Raw genomic sequence first — 17,047 nt, forward strand, 5'->3', positions numbered from 1 at the left:
TAAGTTAATCGGCTTCATCAAGCCCACTTAACAATGTTATTACATCGAAGCATACATCAAACCTTTGGCAGTTTTTTGACACCTTATAACCTCAATTCCAAAATCAACCTAAAGTAGCCTAATTACTCGCCTCGGTATTAAACTAACTACTATTACTGCGAGCCAAGAATAGTACTTTAGTATAGGTCAGCCTTACCCTTGGTGAATTCTCAGAGCTTAAAGCGCATTAATCTGTGCCTGAGGCTGCTGCATTTTGGTGCGATTTTAACTTTATTAAACACCAACCATTTAGGACAACCAAAGCCATTAACAATAAAAAACCTTTAAATACAAAGCCCAACAATCAAACTTAAGCGTATTAAGTAACAATTAAAAACAAGGTCATTAAATCGCCCCAAACAGCTGTACATAATTCAATCAAGACCCGTGCCAAAAACAAATCAGTTGGTGAGTACAAACTAACGAAGTGGCAATTTTGCAATAGTTTAGACCCAAGAGATCTCGGAGCGTAAACTTAGAACACTTTATGAGACAGCTAATCAAATACGTCATTTTATTGACGACCGTTAAGGCCAACTTCGCTATGATGAAGTTTACAGATCCCTTATTGCACATTTTTGCTACAGTTTTAGCATCACTAAGGATAGGTGGGGTGGGAAAATTAATTCATTTGGTGTTGGTTTGAATTGGCAACGCTATTGGCTATTAATACCAATAGTGTTTTCTGCTGTTTGCTTTTCAACAATGAACCACAATATTTTTTCTGGCGCATTTTTTTCTCAAATTGAACTAAAATATGGGCTTAACAGAATTGATGACTTTCATAAGTGGCAATCAATTATCGAAAAGGGAGCTGAGTTTACAGATAGCGAACGCTTGCACTTGGTTAATCAATTTGCCAATCGACATATTAATTTTGTCAGCGATATAGAGCATTGGAATAAAAATGATTACTGGGGGACACCGATAGAGTCATTGGGCACTAAAGGTGGCGATTGCGAAGACTTTGCGATTTTTAAGTACTTTACTTTAAAAGCAATGGGAGTCAGCGAAGAAAAAATGCGCTTAATGTATGTTAGAGCATTATTAATTGACCAACCCCACATGGTACTTATTTATTTTGATAACCCTAAGGCAATGCCCTTAGTATTAGATAATTTAACTACAAGCATTCAAAAATCAAATCAACGGACTGATTTAAAACCAATTTACTCATTTAACAGCCAAGGCTTATGGTTAACTAAAGCACGAGGACTAGGTTCAAATCGCCCTGTTAGTAATGGCTCTAAAAGTTGGACAGATCTCGTTAATAGAATAGAGAATGGTGAATAACATGCGAAAATGGAATTGGAGTCGCTGAATGGTAAACAAAGGAATGTCGCTAAAATTACAAGTATTTTTACTTATTAGCTGCTTATCAGTTTTTAGTTTCAGTTTTGGTTTATATAACAATATCTCGACCATGAAAGACTATTTAAATGAACAACTTGCTTCTCATGCTCAAGGTGCAGCACATAGCTTAGGGCTTTCAATTTCGCCTTATATGAACGAGCAAAACCTTGTTGTTGCAGAAACAATGGCTAATGTCATTTTTGACTCGGGTTATTATCAATTAATTCAATTTACTGACATCGATGAAGTTGTGCAATTTAAGCGGACGATTGATTTTCCCACTTTATCTGTGCCCAATTGGTTTATGGCCAGTTTTCCATTACAACCTCCCATAATGACCAGTGAGGTAAGTGATGGTTGGCGTGTAGCCGGACAGTTATCAGTGCAGTCCCATGTTGGTATTTCCTATAATAACTTATGGCATCATGCAGTAACGAGTCTCACCACCACTTTTATCCTATTAATTATTACCTTATTAATCGCTTACTTCATTTTAAAAGCAGTACTAAGACCGCTAAAAACCATTGAGCAACAAGCCAATTCAGCGTCAAAAAAACGCTTTATTACCAACCCAGTTATTCCTTTTACTACAGAGCTTAAAGCGGTCGTCGATGCTATGAATCAGATGATTGATAATATTCAGCGGGCCTTTAAAGAACAAACCCAACTTGCTGAAAATCTGGCAAAACATGCCTACATAGACTCTTTAACAGAATTGCCAAACAGACGTACTCTATTAAAAAGATTCGAATCGATTCAATCAACAAATACACCACAAAAAAATCAGTTCTATTTAGGCTTAATAGTCATGCCATCACTAAAAAGTATCAATGATAAACAAGGTTATGCAGCCGGTGATGCTTATATTAAGTTAGGGGCTCATATTATCAGCAAGCAACTAAATCAAATCACCGAAATACAGCTTTATCGAGTTTCAGGGTCAGAATTTGCTTTTTTATCGCCATTAACAGAGGATGCTGTCAAATTAGTCCATAAGCAATTAATTGATATTTTAGTAGCTAACAATACAGAACACGACCTTGAAGATGGTTTTGCCAAATATACAGTGACTTGTATTCGTGCCAATGAAAGCTTTAGCGACACACTCAAACGATTAGATACTCAATTAACCACTAACCCATATTGCGATAAGCACGCAGAGTTAATGCTGTCACAAACTGACAATAGCCATTATACACGGGAGGAATGGGCTCATATTTTAACGCATTTTACTGCATACTTTATCAATGAGCTTAAACACTGTAACCAAGATGATTTTGAGCTTAAATGTATTGCTTTAAATGAGTTGTTTGATTTACTGCTACAACCGGTAGTCGATAACCAACAATCAATTATGTATGTTGAATCCTTTGTTGGCTTTAAATTTAATGGAGAGTCTTTAGCCACACTAGATGTATTTTCCATGGCCGATAAATTGGGTGTTTTACTTGAGCTTGAGCAAGCAGTAACTTGTTTTATCTTTTACAAATTAAAACACATAAAAAAAACGCCCATAGCTATTAATATTAGCAACCAAGCGATACAAAGCGCTGCTTTTACTCATTGGCTATTTAATTTATATCAACTACAACAAAAAAAACTTCCACCACTTTTGTATGAAATTAAAGAATCTGCCGTGATACTTTCGTCAGCCTCTACAAGCTCATTTATTAATAAAGCCAAAGAATTAAAAATTGATATTGCCATTGAGAATTTTGGTTCAAACTTAAACTCACTTCACTATATCCGTAACTTAAACATTGATTTTGCTAAATTAGATCCTTGCTTTGTACATGATATAGATCAAGCTGACACACGCTTTTTTGTCCAGACAGTAACCCAAGTATGCCATGGCATTGGATTAAAAGTCATCGCTGCGCAACTGGAAACACCGGCCATGGTAGGCCTTTTGTCCGATATCCATTTGGATGGTCTTCAAGGCGACGGTTTGTATGCTGTTCAAAATTTGACTACTCTTATACCAGTGATAACAGATCGTTCATGGAGCTGTACTTTACAACTCAGTGACTTTTGTCCCCCATCAAACCATGAGGCAGAATAAATGTACCCTAACAAATTAACGCTCATTTTGATTGCTGCAATATCTTCAACGGCGTTGTCAGCAGGAGCATATGCTGTATCTCAAGCAGATTTTACCAATGGCGTTCAAACAGCGACTAATTCAGGGACGAGTTTAGCTGATTACACGCTCACTCAAATGCAATCATCACCTGCAGAACAAACCAATATCCTCGCTTTTGCTTTACAGGCGACTTTTGGCAACACAGCCACTGTATTAGAAGTGCTTAGTGCTGCAAAAACTGCAGGAATGAACGCTGATGATGCATTGGCTATCGCGATTGCAAATGGTGTAGACCCTTCAATTGTTGCAGAGGTTTTTGAGGAGACTCTCACCGCCAGTGGTGGCACATTTGGAGCAGCTCCAGCACCTGGTGCTCAAGGTTTCGGCGGTGGCTCTGGCGGCGGTGGAACGACAGCTTCGAGTAACTAATTTTTTATTTAAAAAGCACCCACTCTATTTCATATCGACGACATGAAATAGAGTGGGTGCTTTTTCATGACTGTTTTCAGGGAACGCTACTCTGTAGAAATGATTCAATTGACCACTTCAGACCCTCTTTTTACAAAATAAGGAGATGGTCTAATATTGAAATGCGGCCTTCCCCATTAAAGTTAGATGTCGAAACAATCTAATTAAAACGCACCTAATAAATAGCGACTGACTTTATGTCAGAAACAAGTTAATTAAGCCCCTGAATCAAGAGTGAGCAATTCAAGATTTTTAACTCACTTAATATCATGATTAAGCGCTGCTGGAACTAACTTCAAACAACAATGAATTAAAGCTCCGACTCAGCATTCATTTTACGAATCAGCCAATCAGGAAAAGCATGCCAACCGCCGTAATTAGGTGAAGCATCATGGCTTTCATCACCCGATTGCCAATTAATACTGCCATCGTCTTGCTTTGTTACATGCCAATAAAGCAATTCTTTATTTCCCAGTAAGTAATGCTCTAAAGTCAGGGCAAATTCTGGGCTCTTGATTAATACCCCAAACTCGATATTTAAAAAGTCTGAACGTGGATCAAAGTTGGATGAACCTATGTAGGAATATAAGTCATCAAAAATAAACGTCTTATTATGATAATAAGTATCACCATGATAATAATGATCACAATTCTTAGCTTGATCTTTATATTCATATAAATCCGCTCCCATATCTAATAATACGGGACGATGCTTTTCAAAATACGCTGGCACAAAACCTGAATCATTTGATGCAGATGAATTAGTCATTAAGGTGAGCTCTGCACCATTAGCGCTAAGCTTTTCAATAATGGCAAACTTATTATCGGTCGGAATTAAATAAGGCGTTGAAATAACTGCTTTTTTGGCATTACTTACTGGTTCGATCATCAGGTTTTCAACCCGACTTCTAAAATATGGTTTACTGTCTTTCATTTTCTCTAGCGAATCAAAAACAGGTTTCACGACTGCGAAGGTAAAATGCACTTCAGTTAAAATCTGCACTTGCTGGTGAATAGCTTGAACCACTTGTTGGCGGTGTTCAGTTTGTTGTCGATAAGTTTTATCAAATTCGGTAAATGCGCCCTCTTGAGCCACCTCTACTAGCATTTCAATTGGGATCAAATACTCTGTGTCCCACAGCCCATCAAAATTCGCTTCAAAAGCCTTAATGACGTCACCTTTAAAAATGACATCTAAATCAAAAAAATTGGCTTCGGTGTTATAGCCAAAGTAGTCATCGCCAATGTTTCTGCCACCTAAAATCATGCTGTGACCATCAACGTTAAAATACTTTTCGTGTAGACGATTATCCAGCTGTTGCTGATGAATTTGAAAGTCCATCGCACGGCCTACCCAGCCCATTTTTCGGGAGTTAAAGGGGTTAAAAATACGGATATCAATATTTTGGTGATGGGCCAGCTCTGCCAGCCATTTTTCATTAAAGACTAATAAGTCATCAAGGGTAACTCTGACTTTTACGCCGCGATCGGCAGCTTGCTTAATTTCGGCAAAAAGCATTAATCCCGACGTATCTTTGTTCCACGAGAAGTAAGTCATATCAATAAAGCTTTTTGCTTGGCGCACTAGCTCAATACGCCTCGCTAAGGCTTCAGGTGCCGTAGGGATTAAGTACAAATCAGCGTGGTATTTTTTCGAGTCCCAATCCGCTTGAAAACCGTCCTCAACCTCAGGGTAAGACGTTGCGCAACCCGTCACCACTATGGTGACAATAATAAAGCTAAGTACTGTTAGGCACTTAGAAATAGAATGCATGTTCATTGATATACTGCCATTGTGGTTATAAAATTACGGCTAGCAAATGCTAGCCGTTAATTAAAGCTGAAGAAATAACGATTATTTAGTCATTAAAGTAAGCAAAAATTAAACCTAATTCTTCAAGACCAGTTAAGCGACCTTCTCGTAACTCAGGGTCAATACCTGCTTGCTTTCTTTGATCCCAATTAGCTTCAAGTTGAATATTGGTGTCAGTATCAATCACTAACACATTGTCATCACTGGTATTAAATTGATAGTCATCAAACAGCTCATCACTAAACCAAAGACGCGACAATTTATCCATTAACATCACATCACTGCCACTTGGAGTAACCTTGTTACCTGTCACGGTATAAGGCTTATTGAACACAAATGGTAATTCCGCACCATTACAAATGTTACCAATGCAGCTAATTGATTTAATTAGTGCGGCAAGGTCAATAGACGTTGCTGCATTACTTGTGGTCCACACATTAAAGCTTGGTTTGTAATCGAAGTTATAAAATGTGACTGGCACCACACCATTATCACTGGTTTGCTTGGCCATAACCCGCGCTGGACCACTGAACAGCATATCGTTAACGAGTAAATTAAATTGCGCCATATTACCTGTAGCGCCGGTTAATTCACTTTCATCGTTTGGATAAAAGTCCGTTAATTTAAACAGTTCATCTATGATAGCGCCATTGCCTAAACCAAAGAAAAAGCGGGTAATGGCGTCATAGGCTGTGCTGGGTAAAATGTCACCTAACTCAACTTGGGCTTCAACATCTGAGTTTGTTATAGCCATTAACTCTTGCTCTAACAATGCCAAGTTATCTTGTGATTCTAACCAAGCCTGAATATCTACAGCGGCTAAATCTGGATCTTCTGGCGCATCATTAAGCTGTTGGATTAAATTGATAATCGTCGGAATTAATGAAGTTAAACTCGGCAGAAATGCCGTTGTTCTTGAATCATTACTATTAAAGCCTAATACAGTCGGTACATTTAACTCAGTTAATGCTGGCTGTGCTTTTAAATGATAACCACTGATTTCAGGGGTAAAAATACCACCTCTAGCACGGAAATCAACATAAGGTGAAAAAGGCTTTAAATTGGCTAACGGCGTTGTTTCAGCGCTAAGTTTAGAGGTTAAGCACAAACCACTTCCAACTAAGTTATCCACATCAACACAGTCTAACCCTGACCAGGCGCCGATTTTAGCTAAGGGGTTGAGTGCTCGTTCTTGCACTTGCATGATTTGTTCAAGGGTTAACTCATCAAGCACCACTGAGCTTTCTTCGCCAAATAGATCGTCGCCATAGTTTTGTAACTTACCTTGAAACGTTTTTGCTTGATCATAGGATTTATAATCAAACCCATAAGGATTACTTTGCATAATAGCTCGCTGGAAATAGTCACCAGCAAAACTTTCACTGTTTTCGGTTTGCTGTAATATCCCTACTGACATAGCGCCTGCGCCTTGGCCGACGAGGGTAACCTTATCTGGGTTACCACCAAATAATTCAATATTGTTATTGACCCATTCAAGGGCGCGTTTTTGGTCGCCTAAAGCAAAATTACCGCCTTTGTCGTTCTTACTACCATCAAGCCAGTAGCTACCTAAAATACCTAAACGATAATTTAGAGTGACAGCAATAAATGGTTTATCATCTAATGCCCCTTGAGCGACAACATTATCGCCTTGTACTAGCGGGTCTGAGCCTGAACCAAATTCAAAGTCACCACCATGAATGAACACATAAACAGGTAAATCAGCCGACTCGACCGTATCTTCTGGGCGCCAGATATTAAGGTTTAAACAATCTTCTGATTGATCCTGCACCGTTAAATCAAGTTGCGGGCAAGCATCACCAAAAACCGTTGCATCAACCACATCAGTTAATTCCGTGACCACACTGTGCTCAAAGCGCGCAGAAGTCGCATAAGTAATGCCTTTAAACGCCTCTAACTCAACTCGCGTTGCCGTACCTTCTAAATCATTAATCACCACTGACTCTTTAAGCCCCATTACGGTGCTATCACCGATGATCTGATCGATCTGCTGTGGTGGCAGTGGCTCGACTTCTGGTATTTCAGGTTCGGGGTCTGTAACTTTAGGGGTGTCATCACTGCCACACGCCACTAACGATAATGAAATAAGAATTGCAAGGGTAGAACGGTAAAACACGGTCATAAATAACTCCATGTATCTCTGATTGCTAGGGGTATGCTAGTGAGCATCAAAGTAGCTCAAGACTAATATTAGGTTAAAGTTTGCATCTTTGCTGTGTGAGCTTAAATAATGAAAATTATAGTATCCAATTTAAACTTTATCTCGTAATCGCTTATGAAGGATCGAACCATCACAACTAATATTTCACAACAATTAACACCTCACAACAATTAACACCCTATAACAATTAACATTTCATCACAATAATCAACCTACTTTGTTCAGTCAACCTTAAACCCTCATTTGTTGCCATACTTAATTATTGCTAGTAAAAAATAAATAACTTAACGGCTGAACCTAATGAATTAACAACTATTATGCTGAGGGTTAAGTCCTGCATAAGTGATTTAACCAGTTATCTAATGAAGGCTAAACTCCTAGCATAACTATGGCTATTAATCGCATAAAAAAGAATAATGCTATCAGCAAACCATAGACTGACTTTTTACTTCTATACTGTTGGTTTCATGATTCAAAGCATCTTTTCGACTTTTAGCACTAAAACGTCTTAAATGGAGACACCAAATGGACACCTCGAAAAACCTTGTTAAGTTGATATTTATTTTCTTTTTCATAACGGCATGTAGTTCAACTCATCAGCTTGAGCAGCGTGTTGATGCAGGCAATTACAAAGAGGCTCTCGTAGCAGATCAAACAAATATTGCCGAGCCTTATCGATTTTGGGCTGATGAGCAACCTGCGTTCTTATATAATGCAGCGAACAACACCACGCCATTAGCGAGTTCGTCAGAAAAGCTAAATATATTAGTGTTATCGGGTGGTGGTGCTAAGGGCGCTTATGGTACGGGGGTAATAAATGGTCTTTATGATAGTAATCAATTACCGCAATACACTATTGTCACAGGGATTAGTGCTGGCTCACTGATGGCGCCATTTGCATTTATTGGTGGCGATGAAATCCCACGGTTAAAACAAGTCATGCTTGGTCTTAACGATAAATCCATATTAGGTAAGCGTAATTTTTTAAATGCCCTCTTTAAAGATGCGTTCACTGATGGCTCAAGTTTATTTGAGTCAATCGCAGAATCTTTTCCTGCTGAAATGATCGATAATATTGCAATAGAGCATCAAAAGGGACGTCGATTATTTATTGGTACCACCCAGTTTGATTCCGGTGAGCTGATGATTTGGAATATTGGTCAAATTGCTGTCAGTGATTTACCGAATAAATATCATTTAATTCATCAAATCTTAGCGGCGAGCTCGTCAATTCCAGGGGTTTTTCCACCACAATTTATTAATGTTGAGATTGATGGTAATCCTTTAGAAGAACTGCATGTTGATGGTGGTATGAACTCACAAATGTTTGTCGACCCAGGTAATTTTGATTACGGGTTAGTGAATAAGGCATTAGGTTATCAACAACCACCTAATATTCATGTTATCCGAAACGGGGTACTAAAATCATCTTACATATCATTGCAAGATAAAGGTTTAGATCTGCTAGCCAGAAGTTTAAAAGTAATGACGATTCAACAAGCTAGAGGTGATTTATATCGAATGCTTTATTATAGTGAAGTGAATAACTACGATATATCATTCACATATATTGATGAAAAACTTGATGCAGAGCCTGCTACCAAAAAAATGTTTGATCAACAGTATATGGATGCCTTATACCAAAATGGCTATGACAAGGCGATTAATAACAGTGTATGGCAAAACCAAGTGCCTTGATAAACAGTTATAACTCTCTTTTGTTGCTCTCCCAAGCCATTGTTGGGAGAGTTAAATCAAACCAATGTGCGGTTATTAATTCTACTTAAAATTAGTAACTTGATGATTTATCTATACTCAAAGTTTAATAATAATCAATAATAAAAAGCCCATCATAATTACATAATGAGCTTCAATATACGGCACAATTGAATCAATTTAAAAGGTGTCAGCACCTTACAATCCATGATTAAACGACCAAATAACGTTTATAACACTGTGATGATATCTTGTTCAGGTAAACGCGATTTGGGTAAGCCGAAGTTATAATCCTCGCCCTCTTTGTGATAACCCATTGCTAGCGCAAACTCACAAACGTAACCATCTAACTCTTCTTTAAAAATCTCACCAATTAAACTTGGGTCAACGCCTTCCATCGAAGTAGAAGCAATGCCTAAACGAGCTAGTGTATGCAAGGTATTACCAATGGCAATATAGGTTTGCGCTTTCGTCCAATGGCCATTAAAACCATTGTCATCAGTATTTTGCTCAGCAAAACCAAAAGCACCATTTAGCATGTTGTCGTACATGTCAGCCGGTAAATGACCTGAAGACACTTCAACATCAACGACTTTTCTGTAGTCATCTTTGGTGAACTTAGGATTATGGGCAAACAAAATAACATGGGAAGCTTCAGTAGCATGAGGCTGATTAAACTGGTGCATATTAGCAAACGTTTGATGAAAACGTTGTTTTGCCGCATCAGTTTCTAACACGATAAATTTCCACGGCTGTGAATTAATAGAAGAAGCAGTTAAACGAATAGCTTGTTTCACTACGTCCATATCCGCTGCTGAAATACGCTTACTTGAATCATACTTTTTCACAGTATAACGTTTATTCAAATCTGCAATAATTGGGTGTGACATAATGATTTTCCTCATAGGTGATGCCGATGCGGTGCATTTTAGGCTTTTCCATTGAGAAAAAAAGAGTGCTAAACACCAATATTTATGGAGTTTTTAAACCATAAAAGTAATAACTAAAAGCAGTTTTTTATGGCTGAAGAGTGTCACGTTCGCAAATAAAAATAACAGACCATGGCTTTTTACAGGTTATTTTGACGAATTAAGCTGGTAACTTTCACTACATTATTGTTATTTATAAAGTCTAATGTTGGTAACCAATGACCATAAAAAACCTAAACTCTTGTTTAAAAACATTATATTTGAACTGGCCTGAACATTGGTATGATTTAACTTAAATACAACATCTGCCATAGTGACTAAAACCAGAGTCACTATGTACTTTAAAGTCCAAGGAGTGACATTATGGCCGTAATTTTAGAAGATCGCCCTATTGAGCAAGTCAGAGAACAAGTAATCGATCAGTTAATTGTCAATTATAGCCACGGCGTTATCTCTGCTGAAGCCTTTGAAAGACGCCTTGATGAGGCAATGAACTCCAGTGACCATCAAGAGATAATCGCACTGGTCGCAGACCTAACCCTAACCGCTGATACTGACTATAGTCAGCAAAAAGACCACCAGTTTGCGCCAAACTATGGCAGCAAAACTGCCGCTGAAGATATGCGCTTAACCAGCATATTAGGTAACAGTGAACGTAGCGGCCAATGGGTGGTGCCAAAGGTTATTAAGGTTAATAATATTATTGGCGAAACCACTCTGGACTTTAGTGATGCCATTTTTCAGCATCAACATGTCACTATTGAGATTAATTGCTTTTTGGGCAGTAGCAGTATCTATGTCCCCGAAGGCATTAATGTGGTGTGTAAAACTTACGGGCTCGTCAGTAGCATTGAAAACAAAGCGCCTTCTATCGCAACCCGCCAAGCTCCTGTCATCACCATTGAGGGTAAGGTTATTTTGGGCTCGCTGGATGTGTCTATCAAGCGCACCATTAAAGAAAAGTTTATCGAGTTTGCCAATAACTTAAAATCGGCATTCGATACTAAAAACTACTTTTGATACTAAGAACACAAGATCCGAATATAAGGCAAACCTCAACGATAATATTTGCCTTATTTCGGCCATTAAATCCGCTCTAAGCCATAAGTAACTCAATACCTAGCAATCGCCAAGCTAGGATTATATGATGCATCAATCAAGCGCTACTCTAAGTAATCACACTAAATCCTCTAAGCAAGTCATCTAAGCAAGTCATCTAAGCAAGTCATCTAAGCAAGTCATCTAAGCAAGTCATCTAAGCAAGTCATCTAAGCAAGTCATCTAAGCAAGTCATCTATTGTTACAACAATCCTCATTTAAATGATGCTCGCAAGTCACCGCAGGGTTGTTAATTTGTTATAATCAGCAACAGCTTTAAATGACCCAATAGAATCATCTATGCAATGGTTCCAATACAAGTGTCACTAATACAAGCGTTAGCAATAACATCACTAATAGTCACTCAATCCTAATCAATGCCAGTGAACATCATGGAATGATCATTAAAACAACAGGAAGCAATATGTATCGAATCGTCACTGCAGGGCTTGTAACGCTCTCATTTGTGGGCAGCGCTAACGTCTTAGCCAATGAATACGTGCTAAGTAAAGTCGCTAAACCACTATCACAAAGCATTAAACTCAATTTAGACCCAGTAAAAGATAATTTTTCAGGCAGCACTGCCATTCAAATTGAAGTGCTTGAAGCCACTAAGCAATTACAACTTAACGGTTTAGAATACACTGCTAGCAATATTCTGTTAGATGCCAACTCGGCTAATAACAAAGACTGCCAACTAGATGTAACCATGCAAGATACTGGGGTGGTTTTGTTTAACTGCCCACATACCATCGAGCCTGGTAAATACACCTTCTCAATGGATTTCAATGCTCCTTATAACCGTCAATCAGTGGGCCTATATAAAACCATTGATGGCGGCCTACCCTACCTATTTACCCAGTTTGAAATGAGTGATGCCCGCCGCAGCTTTCCAAGCTTTGATGAGCCAGAATATAAAATCCCCTTCCAAGTCACCATCACAGCACCAAGTACTGAAAAGGTTTACAGCAACACCCCAGAGCTTTCAGTCGCAACCAAAGATGGCATGACAACTCACGTATTTGCCCAAACCAAGCCAATATCTTCTTACCTTGTTGCCTATGCCGTGGGTCAATTTGAAGAAATTGAAGTCACAGGCATGAAAGTCCCAGGGCGGGTAATCACCACCAAAGGGAAAATCGAGCTGGCCAAATACGCAGCCGAGCAAATGCCATTAGTGCTTAGCGCATTAGAAGATTATTTTGGGGTCGATTACCCATACCAAAAGCTTGATAGTGTTGCCGTACCTGAGTTTCCTTTTGGGGCGATGGAAAACGCAGGTTTAGTCACTTATCGTGAAGATATCTTGTTAGTTGATGAGCAAACCGCCAGCCAAAATAGCAAAAAAACGGCCGTTTCAATTATTGCTCACGAGCTAGCCCACCAATGGTACGGTAACCTAGTGACCATGCAGTGGTGGAATGACCTATGGTTAAACGAAGCTTTTGCCAGCTGGATGGCAGCGAAAGTGACCGAGCAAATTCACCCAGAATTTGAATCAAATCTGGCCTTATCTAAAAACTACGTCATGTCATTGGATGCGCGAGTATCGACCAAGCCTATCCGCAAGCCCATTAAAACCGAAGCCGACATTATGGACGGTTTAGGCCTTGCCTATAGTAAAGGCGAAGCTGTGCTAGATATGGTAGAAAACTATATCGGCGAAGCTGAATTTAATAAGGGTATTCGTCAATACATTAAAGATCATGCCTTTCAAAACACTGAAGCTGATGATCTTTGGAATGCCTTATCAAAAGCCTCAGGTAAAGATGTTGGCAGTATCTTAAGCACCTTTATTGAGCAATCGTCTTACCCTTTAATCGATGTGTCATTAGCAGGCGATAAGCTAACCCTTAAACAAAGTCGCTTTGTGAATGCAGGCACTCAAGCTGCAAAGCAGTCTTGGACTGTGCCAGTATCGGTTAAATACGGTAAAGGTGACAAAGTTGCAACCGAAACCATTTTACTCACCAGTCAATCGCAAACCATCAAATTAGCATTCAGTCCTGATTGGATTTATCCAGATTCAGACGCTATGGGTTACTACCGCTGGTTGTTAGATGAAACACAAATGAGCAACTTATTAGCCAATGCTAAAACCCAGCTTACAGCTCGTGAGCGTAAAGCCTTGATCTCAGCAGCTGATGCCTTATTAGATGCTGGCTTTATCTCAGGTGGTGAGTTACTGAATATTTTAGGCGCATTTATTGATGACCAACATCCGCAAATCGTCTCAGCGGCATTAGGTTACTTACAATCTCAAAAACGCACCTTTATTGATGACACCAACCAAGAGCTATGGGCTAAGTTCATTGCCTCACGAGCACAAAGCGCAATCGAGAAGTACGGTGTTACAGCAAAGGTCGATGAAAAGTCATCTATTAGTAAGTTACGTCCAACATTGATTAACTTATTAGCTTTTGAAGCCAAAGATAAAGCCACAATTGCAACCGCTAAAAAACAAGCTGACTTGTACCTTAATGGTAATAACGATGTTGACCAGTACCTTATCGGCACTTACCTCAATATTGCGGTGTATTTTGGTGACAGTAAGGTATTAGCGAAAGTAAAAGCTGAATTTGAGGTGACGAAAGATCCACAAAAACGCACTCGATTAATGTATGCCTTAGGTTATGCGCCTACTGAAAAACTACAAAGCAGCGTGCTAGCTTATAGCTTGAGCGATAAAGTCAATGCACCAGATTTACGCTATATCTTTGCAGGGCAAGCTTATACCGATGAGCGTAAACAACGCTTTAGAGACTGGATCTATGCTAACTTCAGCGCCATAAAAGCGAAACTACCTCCCTTTGCGGTGGCGATGATCCCATCGTTTACCGGTAGCGGTTGTGATTTAGCAGCACTGGATGCAACCAACACATTTTTTAAGCCAAAAGTCGCCCAAACACCTGAGTTTGGCCGTACCTTAGCCAAGCTCGATGAAAGTGTTAAAAACTGCGTCAGCTTAAAGCAGCGTGAACTTGCCAGCGTTGAGAAATACTTAAACCAGCTCTAATCGGTCTGTAGAGCCTTAACTAAAAAGCCAGTCTTGATGACTGGCTTTTTGTTATTGACTGCATCAGCTAGCACTTTTTGGCGGCTTAGACAGCTTAATATAAACACTTAACGATATAAAAATCAGCGCACCACCAATAATCTTCTGTAACGAAATATCCTCATCTAACAGACTAAAGCTTAAGATCATGGTCCAAATAGGCTCTAAAATCATAATCAGTGCCGCGGTTTCCATCTTAACTTGATACTGGCCTAAGGTCTGAAATACATAACGCACTGACGTAGCGATAACCGTAGATACCACAAACCAAAATATCAAACTGTCATTGACCTCAAAGCTCAATTGCTGGGTAAAGGCAACATACACAGCGGCAACTAAGCCAACCATAAATAGCTGTAAACATATCGAATCAAGTGGCTTAATACTGAGACTTATTTTTTTGTTGAGCACAAAATGCACTGACAGTAATGAAGAGGCTAGTAAGAAATACCATTGACTGGTCTCCACTTGCCAGCCATTACTTAAACTCAGTAACATCATCCCTACCACACTCATGGGTAAAGCTAACCAAAATGCGCGGTGAGGTTTAACTTTAAACAAGATCCAGGCGGTCATTGGCGCAATGATCATCGCCAAACTCATGATAAATGCCCCTTCAGACAGGCTATTACTGATCGATACCGCATACACCCAAATCTGTAACGACATCCCCAAGAAAACGCCTACTCCGCAGGCTAATAGCAACTGCTTGGCTCTTAATCGCCAAAGACTTTTATAGCAAAAAGGTAATAAAATCAGACTGGCTAACATAAAGCGGCTAGCAATAAACACTTCGCCGGGCATTTCATCAACCACAAGCTTTGATGAAATCCAGCCAACAGCAGCCAACAAGGTGGCAATAAATAAATATAACGCTCCGCGCATTGATAATTCTCTAGAGTAATATTGAAACAGGCACAGCTCATCAGCGCCTAAAACAAGCAGGCCGCTTTGAAAATAAGATTAACTACAGCGCTGTATCAATAGGCATGGGTCGTCATGCATTGATAAAAAGAAAGGTATTAGCGGTTAGCTTAAAACCACCCCCTCATATAGTAAAATAGCCACTTTACAGTGAAGTAAAGTGGCTATTATATTTTAACCTGTTTAGCGACTGCTTAACTAGCAAGCGTGCGCTTTATAAGCATTAGTTGCTAGCATACTCACAATAATCAGTTAAGCCTTTCTCATCACCACCAAATAAGGTGGCTGGATCATGCGCTGCCAATGGGTAACCATGCTTAATACGGTTAGGTAAATCAGGGTTAGCCACAAATGGGCGACCAAAACCAACCATGTCCACCAAGCCATCTTTTACCGCTTGCTCTGCTGTATCGGCATTATACTTACCGGCATAAATGAGTACGCCTTGGTAGGCTTCACGTACCGCTTGCTTAAAGCCTGCTGGGGTTTCAGGCGCATCATCCCAATCCACTTCTGCAATATGTAAATACACAATCTTATGGGTATTTAATAACGCCGCTGCTGCAGTGTAAGTTTCAACAGGGTTCGCATCAACGGTGCCATTTAATGACGTAAATGGAGCTAAACGCACCCCAACTCTGTCAGCGCCAATCGCCTCAACCATAGCGCCAACCACTTCACTTAAAAAACGTAACCGGTTTTCTACTGAGCCGCCGTATTCATCGGTGCGGTTATTCGCCTGCGAATCAATAAACTGATTAATTAAATAACCGTTAGCAGCATGTAATTCAATGCCATCAAAACCCGCTTCAATCGCATTCAGCGCCGCTTGACGATATTCTTCAATCACTGCTTTAATATCTTCTTTAGTCATTGCCCGTGGCTCAACCACATCAACAAAACCAGGCTCTTGGGTGCCGTTATCGATAAAGACTTTTACATTTTCAGCTTTAAGGGCAGAAGATGAAATAGGTTGCTCGCCACCAATATTATCAGGGTGAGTAACGCGGCCAACGTGCCAAAGCTGAGCAAAAATAACCCCGCCTTGTTGATGAACTAAATCAGTGGTTTTTTTCCAACCAGCAATTTGCTCTGCACTATAAATACCCGGTGTCCAAGCATAGCCTTGACCCATTGCTGAAATCTGAGTGCCTTCGGCTACAATCAAGCCCGCTTGTGCGCGCTGAGCATAATATTTTGCCATCATGTCATTCGCCAAGTTTCCAGGCTGTGAAGCACGTGAACGGGTCATGGGTGGCATAACAATGCGATTGCTTAGTGTATGACGGCCTAGTTGTAGTGTTTGAAATAATGCTTGTTTCATGTTGTCATTCCTCGAAAAATGGGTCATTGAGCAGCCAATGTAATAGGGCATTGAGTTAACGAG

11 protein-coding genes are annotated in these 17,047 nt (G+C 39.6%); 6 read left to right on the forward strand and 5 right to left on the reverse strand.

Annotated elements, in window-relative coordinates; translation table 11 throughout:
- The first annotated feature begins 744 nt into the window (after window positions 1-744).
- Genes BM739_RS08135 through BM739_RS08145 form a run of 3 tightly spaced genes read left to right on the forward strand, consistent with a single transcriptional unit; the run spans window position 745 to window position 3,904 of the window.
- Entirely contained in the window at window positions 745-1,332 is a 588-nt protein-coding gene (locus BM739_RS08135; protein ID WP_076539744.1) for a transglutaminase-like cysteine peptidase, read from the forward strand.
- Between the two features lie 28 nt (window positions 1,333-1,360).
- Window positions 1,361-3,454 (forward strand): LapD/MoxY N-terminal periplasmic domain-containing protein, encoded by a 2,094-nt coding sequence (locus BM739_RS08140; RefSeq protein ID WP_076539489.1) that lies wholly within the window; start codon window positions 1,361-1,363, stop codon window positions 3,452-3,454.
- Window positions 3,455-3,904, forward strand: coding sequence for a hypothetical protein (locus BM739_RS08145; protein ID WP_076539491.1), 450 nt, complete (start codon window positions 3,455-3,457; stop codon window positions 3,902-3,904).
- 349 nt (window positions 3,905-4,253) lie between these two features.
- Here the strand turns inward: BM739_RS08145 and BM739_RS08150 are convergent, their stop codons facing one another.
- Together BM739_RS08150 and BM739_RS08155 are read right to left on the reverse strand one after the other, a co-directional pair.
- Complete coding sequence (locus tag BM739_RS08150) at window positions 4,254-5,723, reverse strand: phospholipase D family protein (protein WP_217697831.1); 1,470 nt, start codon at window positions 5,721-5,723, stop codon at window positions 4,254-4,256.
- Between the two features lie 79 nt (window positions 5,724-5,802).
- Complete coding sequence (locus BM739_RS08155) at window positions 5,803-7,899, reverse strand: carboxylesterase family protein (protein WP_076539493.1); 2,097 nt, start codon at window positions 7,897-7,899, stop codon at window positions 5,803-5,805.
- Between the two features lie 564 nt (window positions 7,900-8,463).
- On the opposite strand from BM739_RS08155, the gene BM739_RS08160 reads away from it, so the two are divergent.
- Window positions 8,464-9,636, forward strand: coding sequence for a patatin-like phospholipase family protein (locus BM739_RS08160; RefSeq protein WP_076539495.1), 1,173 nt, complete (start codon window positions 8,464-8,466; stop codon window positions 9,634-9,636).
- Window positions 9,637-9,884: 248 nt separating this feature from the next.
- Here the strand turns inward: BM739_RS08160 and BM739_RS08165 are convergent, their stop codons facing one another.
- A complete protein-coding gene (locus tag BM739_RS08165) occupies window positions 9,885-10,544 on the reverse strand; it encodes a nitroreductase family protein (protein ID WP_076539497.1) in 660 nt (219 codons plus the stop codon).
- A gap of 402 nt (window positions 10,545-10,946) precedes the next feature.
- Here BM739_RS08165 and BM739_RS08170 point away from each other — a divergent pair, with 402 nt between their 5' ends.
- Both BM739_RS08170 and BM739_RS08175 read left to right on the forward strand, forming a co-directional pair.
- Entirely contained in the window at window positions 10,947-11,603 is a 657-nt protein-coding gene (locus BM739_RS08170; RefSeq protein WP_076539499.1) for a LiaF domain-containing protein, read from the forward strand.
- A 502-nt stretch (window positions 11,604-12,105) separates the two neighbouring features.
- The gene (locus BM739_RS08175) at window positions 12,106-14,697 is read left to right on the forward strand and encodes a M1 family metallopeptidase (protein ID WP_076539501.1); all 2,592 of its coding nucleotides are present in this window, start codon (window positions 12,106-12,108) and stop codon (window positions 14,695-14,697) included.
- Window positions 14,698-14,760: 63 nt separating this feature from the next.
- On the opposite strand, the gene BM739_RS08180 is transcribed toward BM739_RS08175, so the two are convergent.
- Together BM739_RS08180 and BM739_RS08185 are read right to left on the reverse strand one after the other, a co-directional pair.
- A complete protein-coding gene (locus tag BM739_RS08180) occupies window positions 14,761-15,621 on the reverse strand; it encodes a DMT family transporter (protein WP_076539503.1) in 861 nt (286 codons plus the stop codon).
- 262 nt (window positions 15,622-15,883) lie between these two features.
- Entirely contained in the window at window positions 15,884-16,984 is a 1,101-nt protein-coding gene (locus tag BM739_RS08185; protein WP_076539505.1) for an alkene reductase, read from the reverse strand.
- Window positions 16,985-17,047: the final 63 nt, after the last annotated feature.

Origin of the sequence: Shewanella sp. UCD-KL21, assembly GCF_001957135.1 — a bacterium.
Classification (GTDB): Bacteria; Pseudomonadota; Gammaproteobacteria; order Enterobacterales; family Shewanellaceae; genus Shewanella.

Bases quoted from the DNA above. Each gene is read 5' to 3' on its own strand.
- BM739_RS08135 (WP_076539744.1), top strand. From the start codon at position 745: ATGAACCACAATATTTTTTCTGGCGCATTTTTTTCTCAAATTGAACTA.
- BM739_RS08140 (WP_076539489.1), top strand. From the start codon at position 1,361: ATGGTAAACAAAGGAATGTCGCTAAAATTACAAGTATTTTTACTTATT.
- BM739_RS08145 (WP_076539491.1), top strand. From the start codon at position 3,455: ATGTACCCTAACAAATTAACGCTCATTTTGATTGCTGCAATATCTTCA.
- BM739_RS08150 (WP_217697831.1), bottom strand. From the start codon at position 5,723: ATGAACATGCATTCTATTTCTAAGTGCCTAACAGTACTTAGCTTTATT.
- BM739_RS08155 (WP_076539493.1), bottom strand. From the start codon at position 7,899: ATGACCGTGTTTTACCGTTCTACCCTTGCAATTCTTATTTCATTATCG.
- BM739_RS08160 (WP_076539495.1), top strand. From the start codon at position 8,464: ATGGACACCTCGAAAAACCTTGTTAAGTTGATATTTATTTTCTTTTTC.
- BM739_RS08165 (WP_076539497.1), bottom strand. From the start codon at position 10,544: ATGTCACACCCAATTATTGCAGATTTGAATAAACGTTATACTGTGAAA.
- BM739_RS08170 (WP_076539499.1), top strand. From the start codon at position 10,947: ATGGCCGTAATTTTAGAAGATCGCCCTATTGAGCAAGTCAGAGAACAA.
- BM739_RS08175 (WP_076539501.1), top strand. From the start codon at position 12,106: ATGTATCGAATCGTCACTGCAGGGCTTGTAACGCTCTCATTTGTGGGC.
- BM739_RS08180 (WP_076539503.1), bottom strand. From the start codon at position 15,621: ATGCGCGGAGCGTTATATTTATTTATTGCCACCTTGTTGGCTGCTGTT.
- BM739_RS08185 (WP_076539505.1), bottom strand. From the start codon at position 16,984: ATGAAACAAGCATTATTTCAAACACTACAACTAGGCCGTCATACACTA.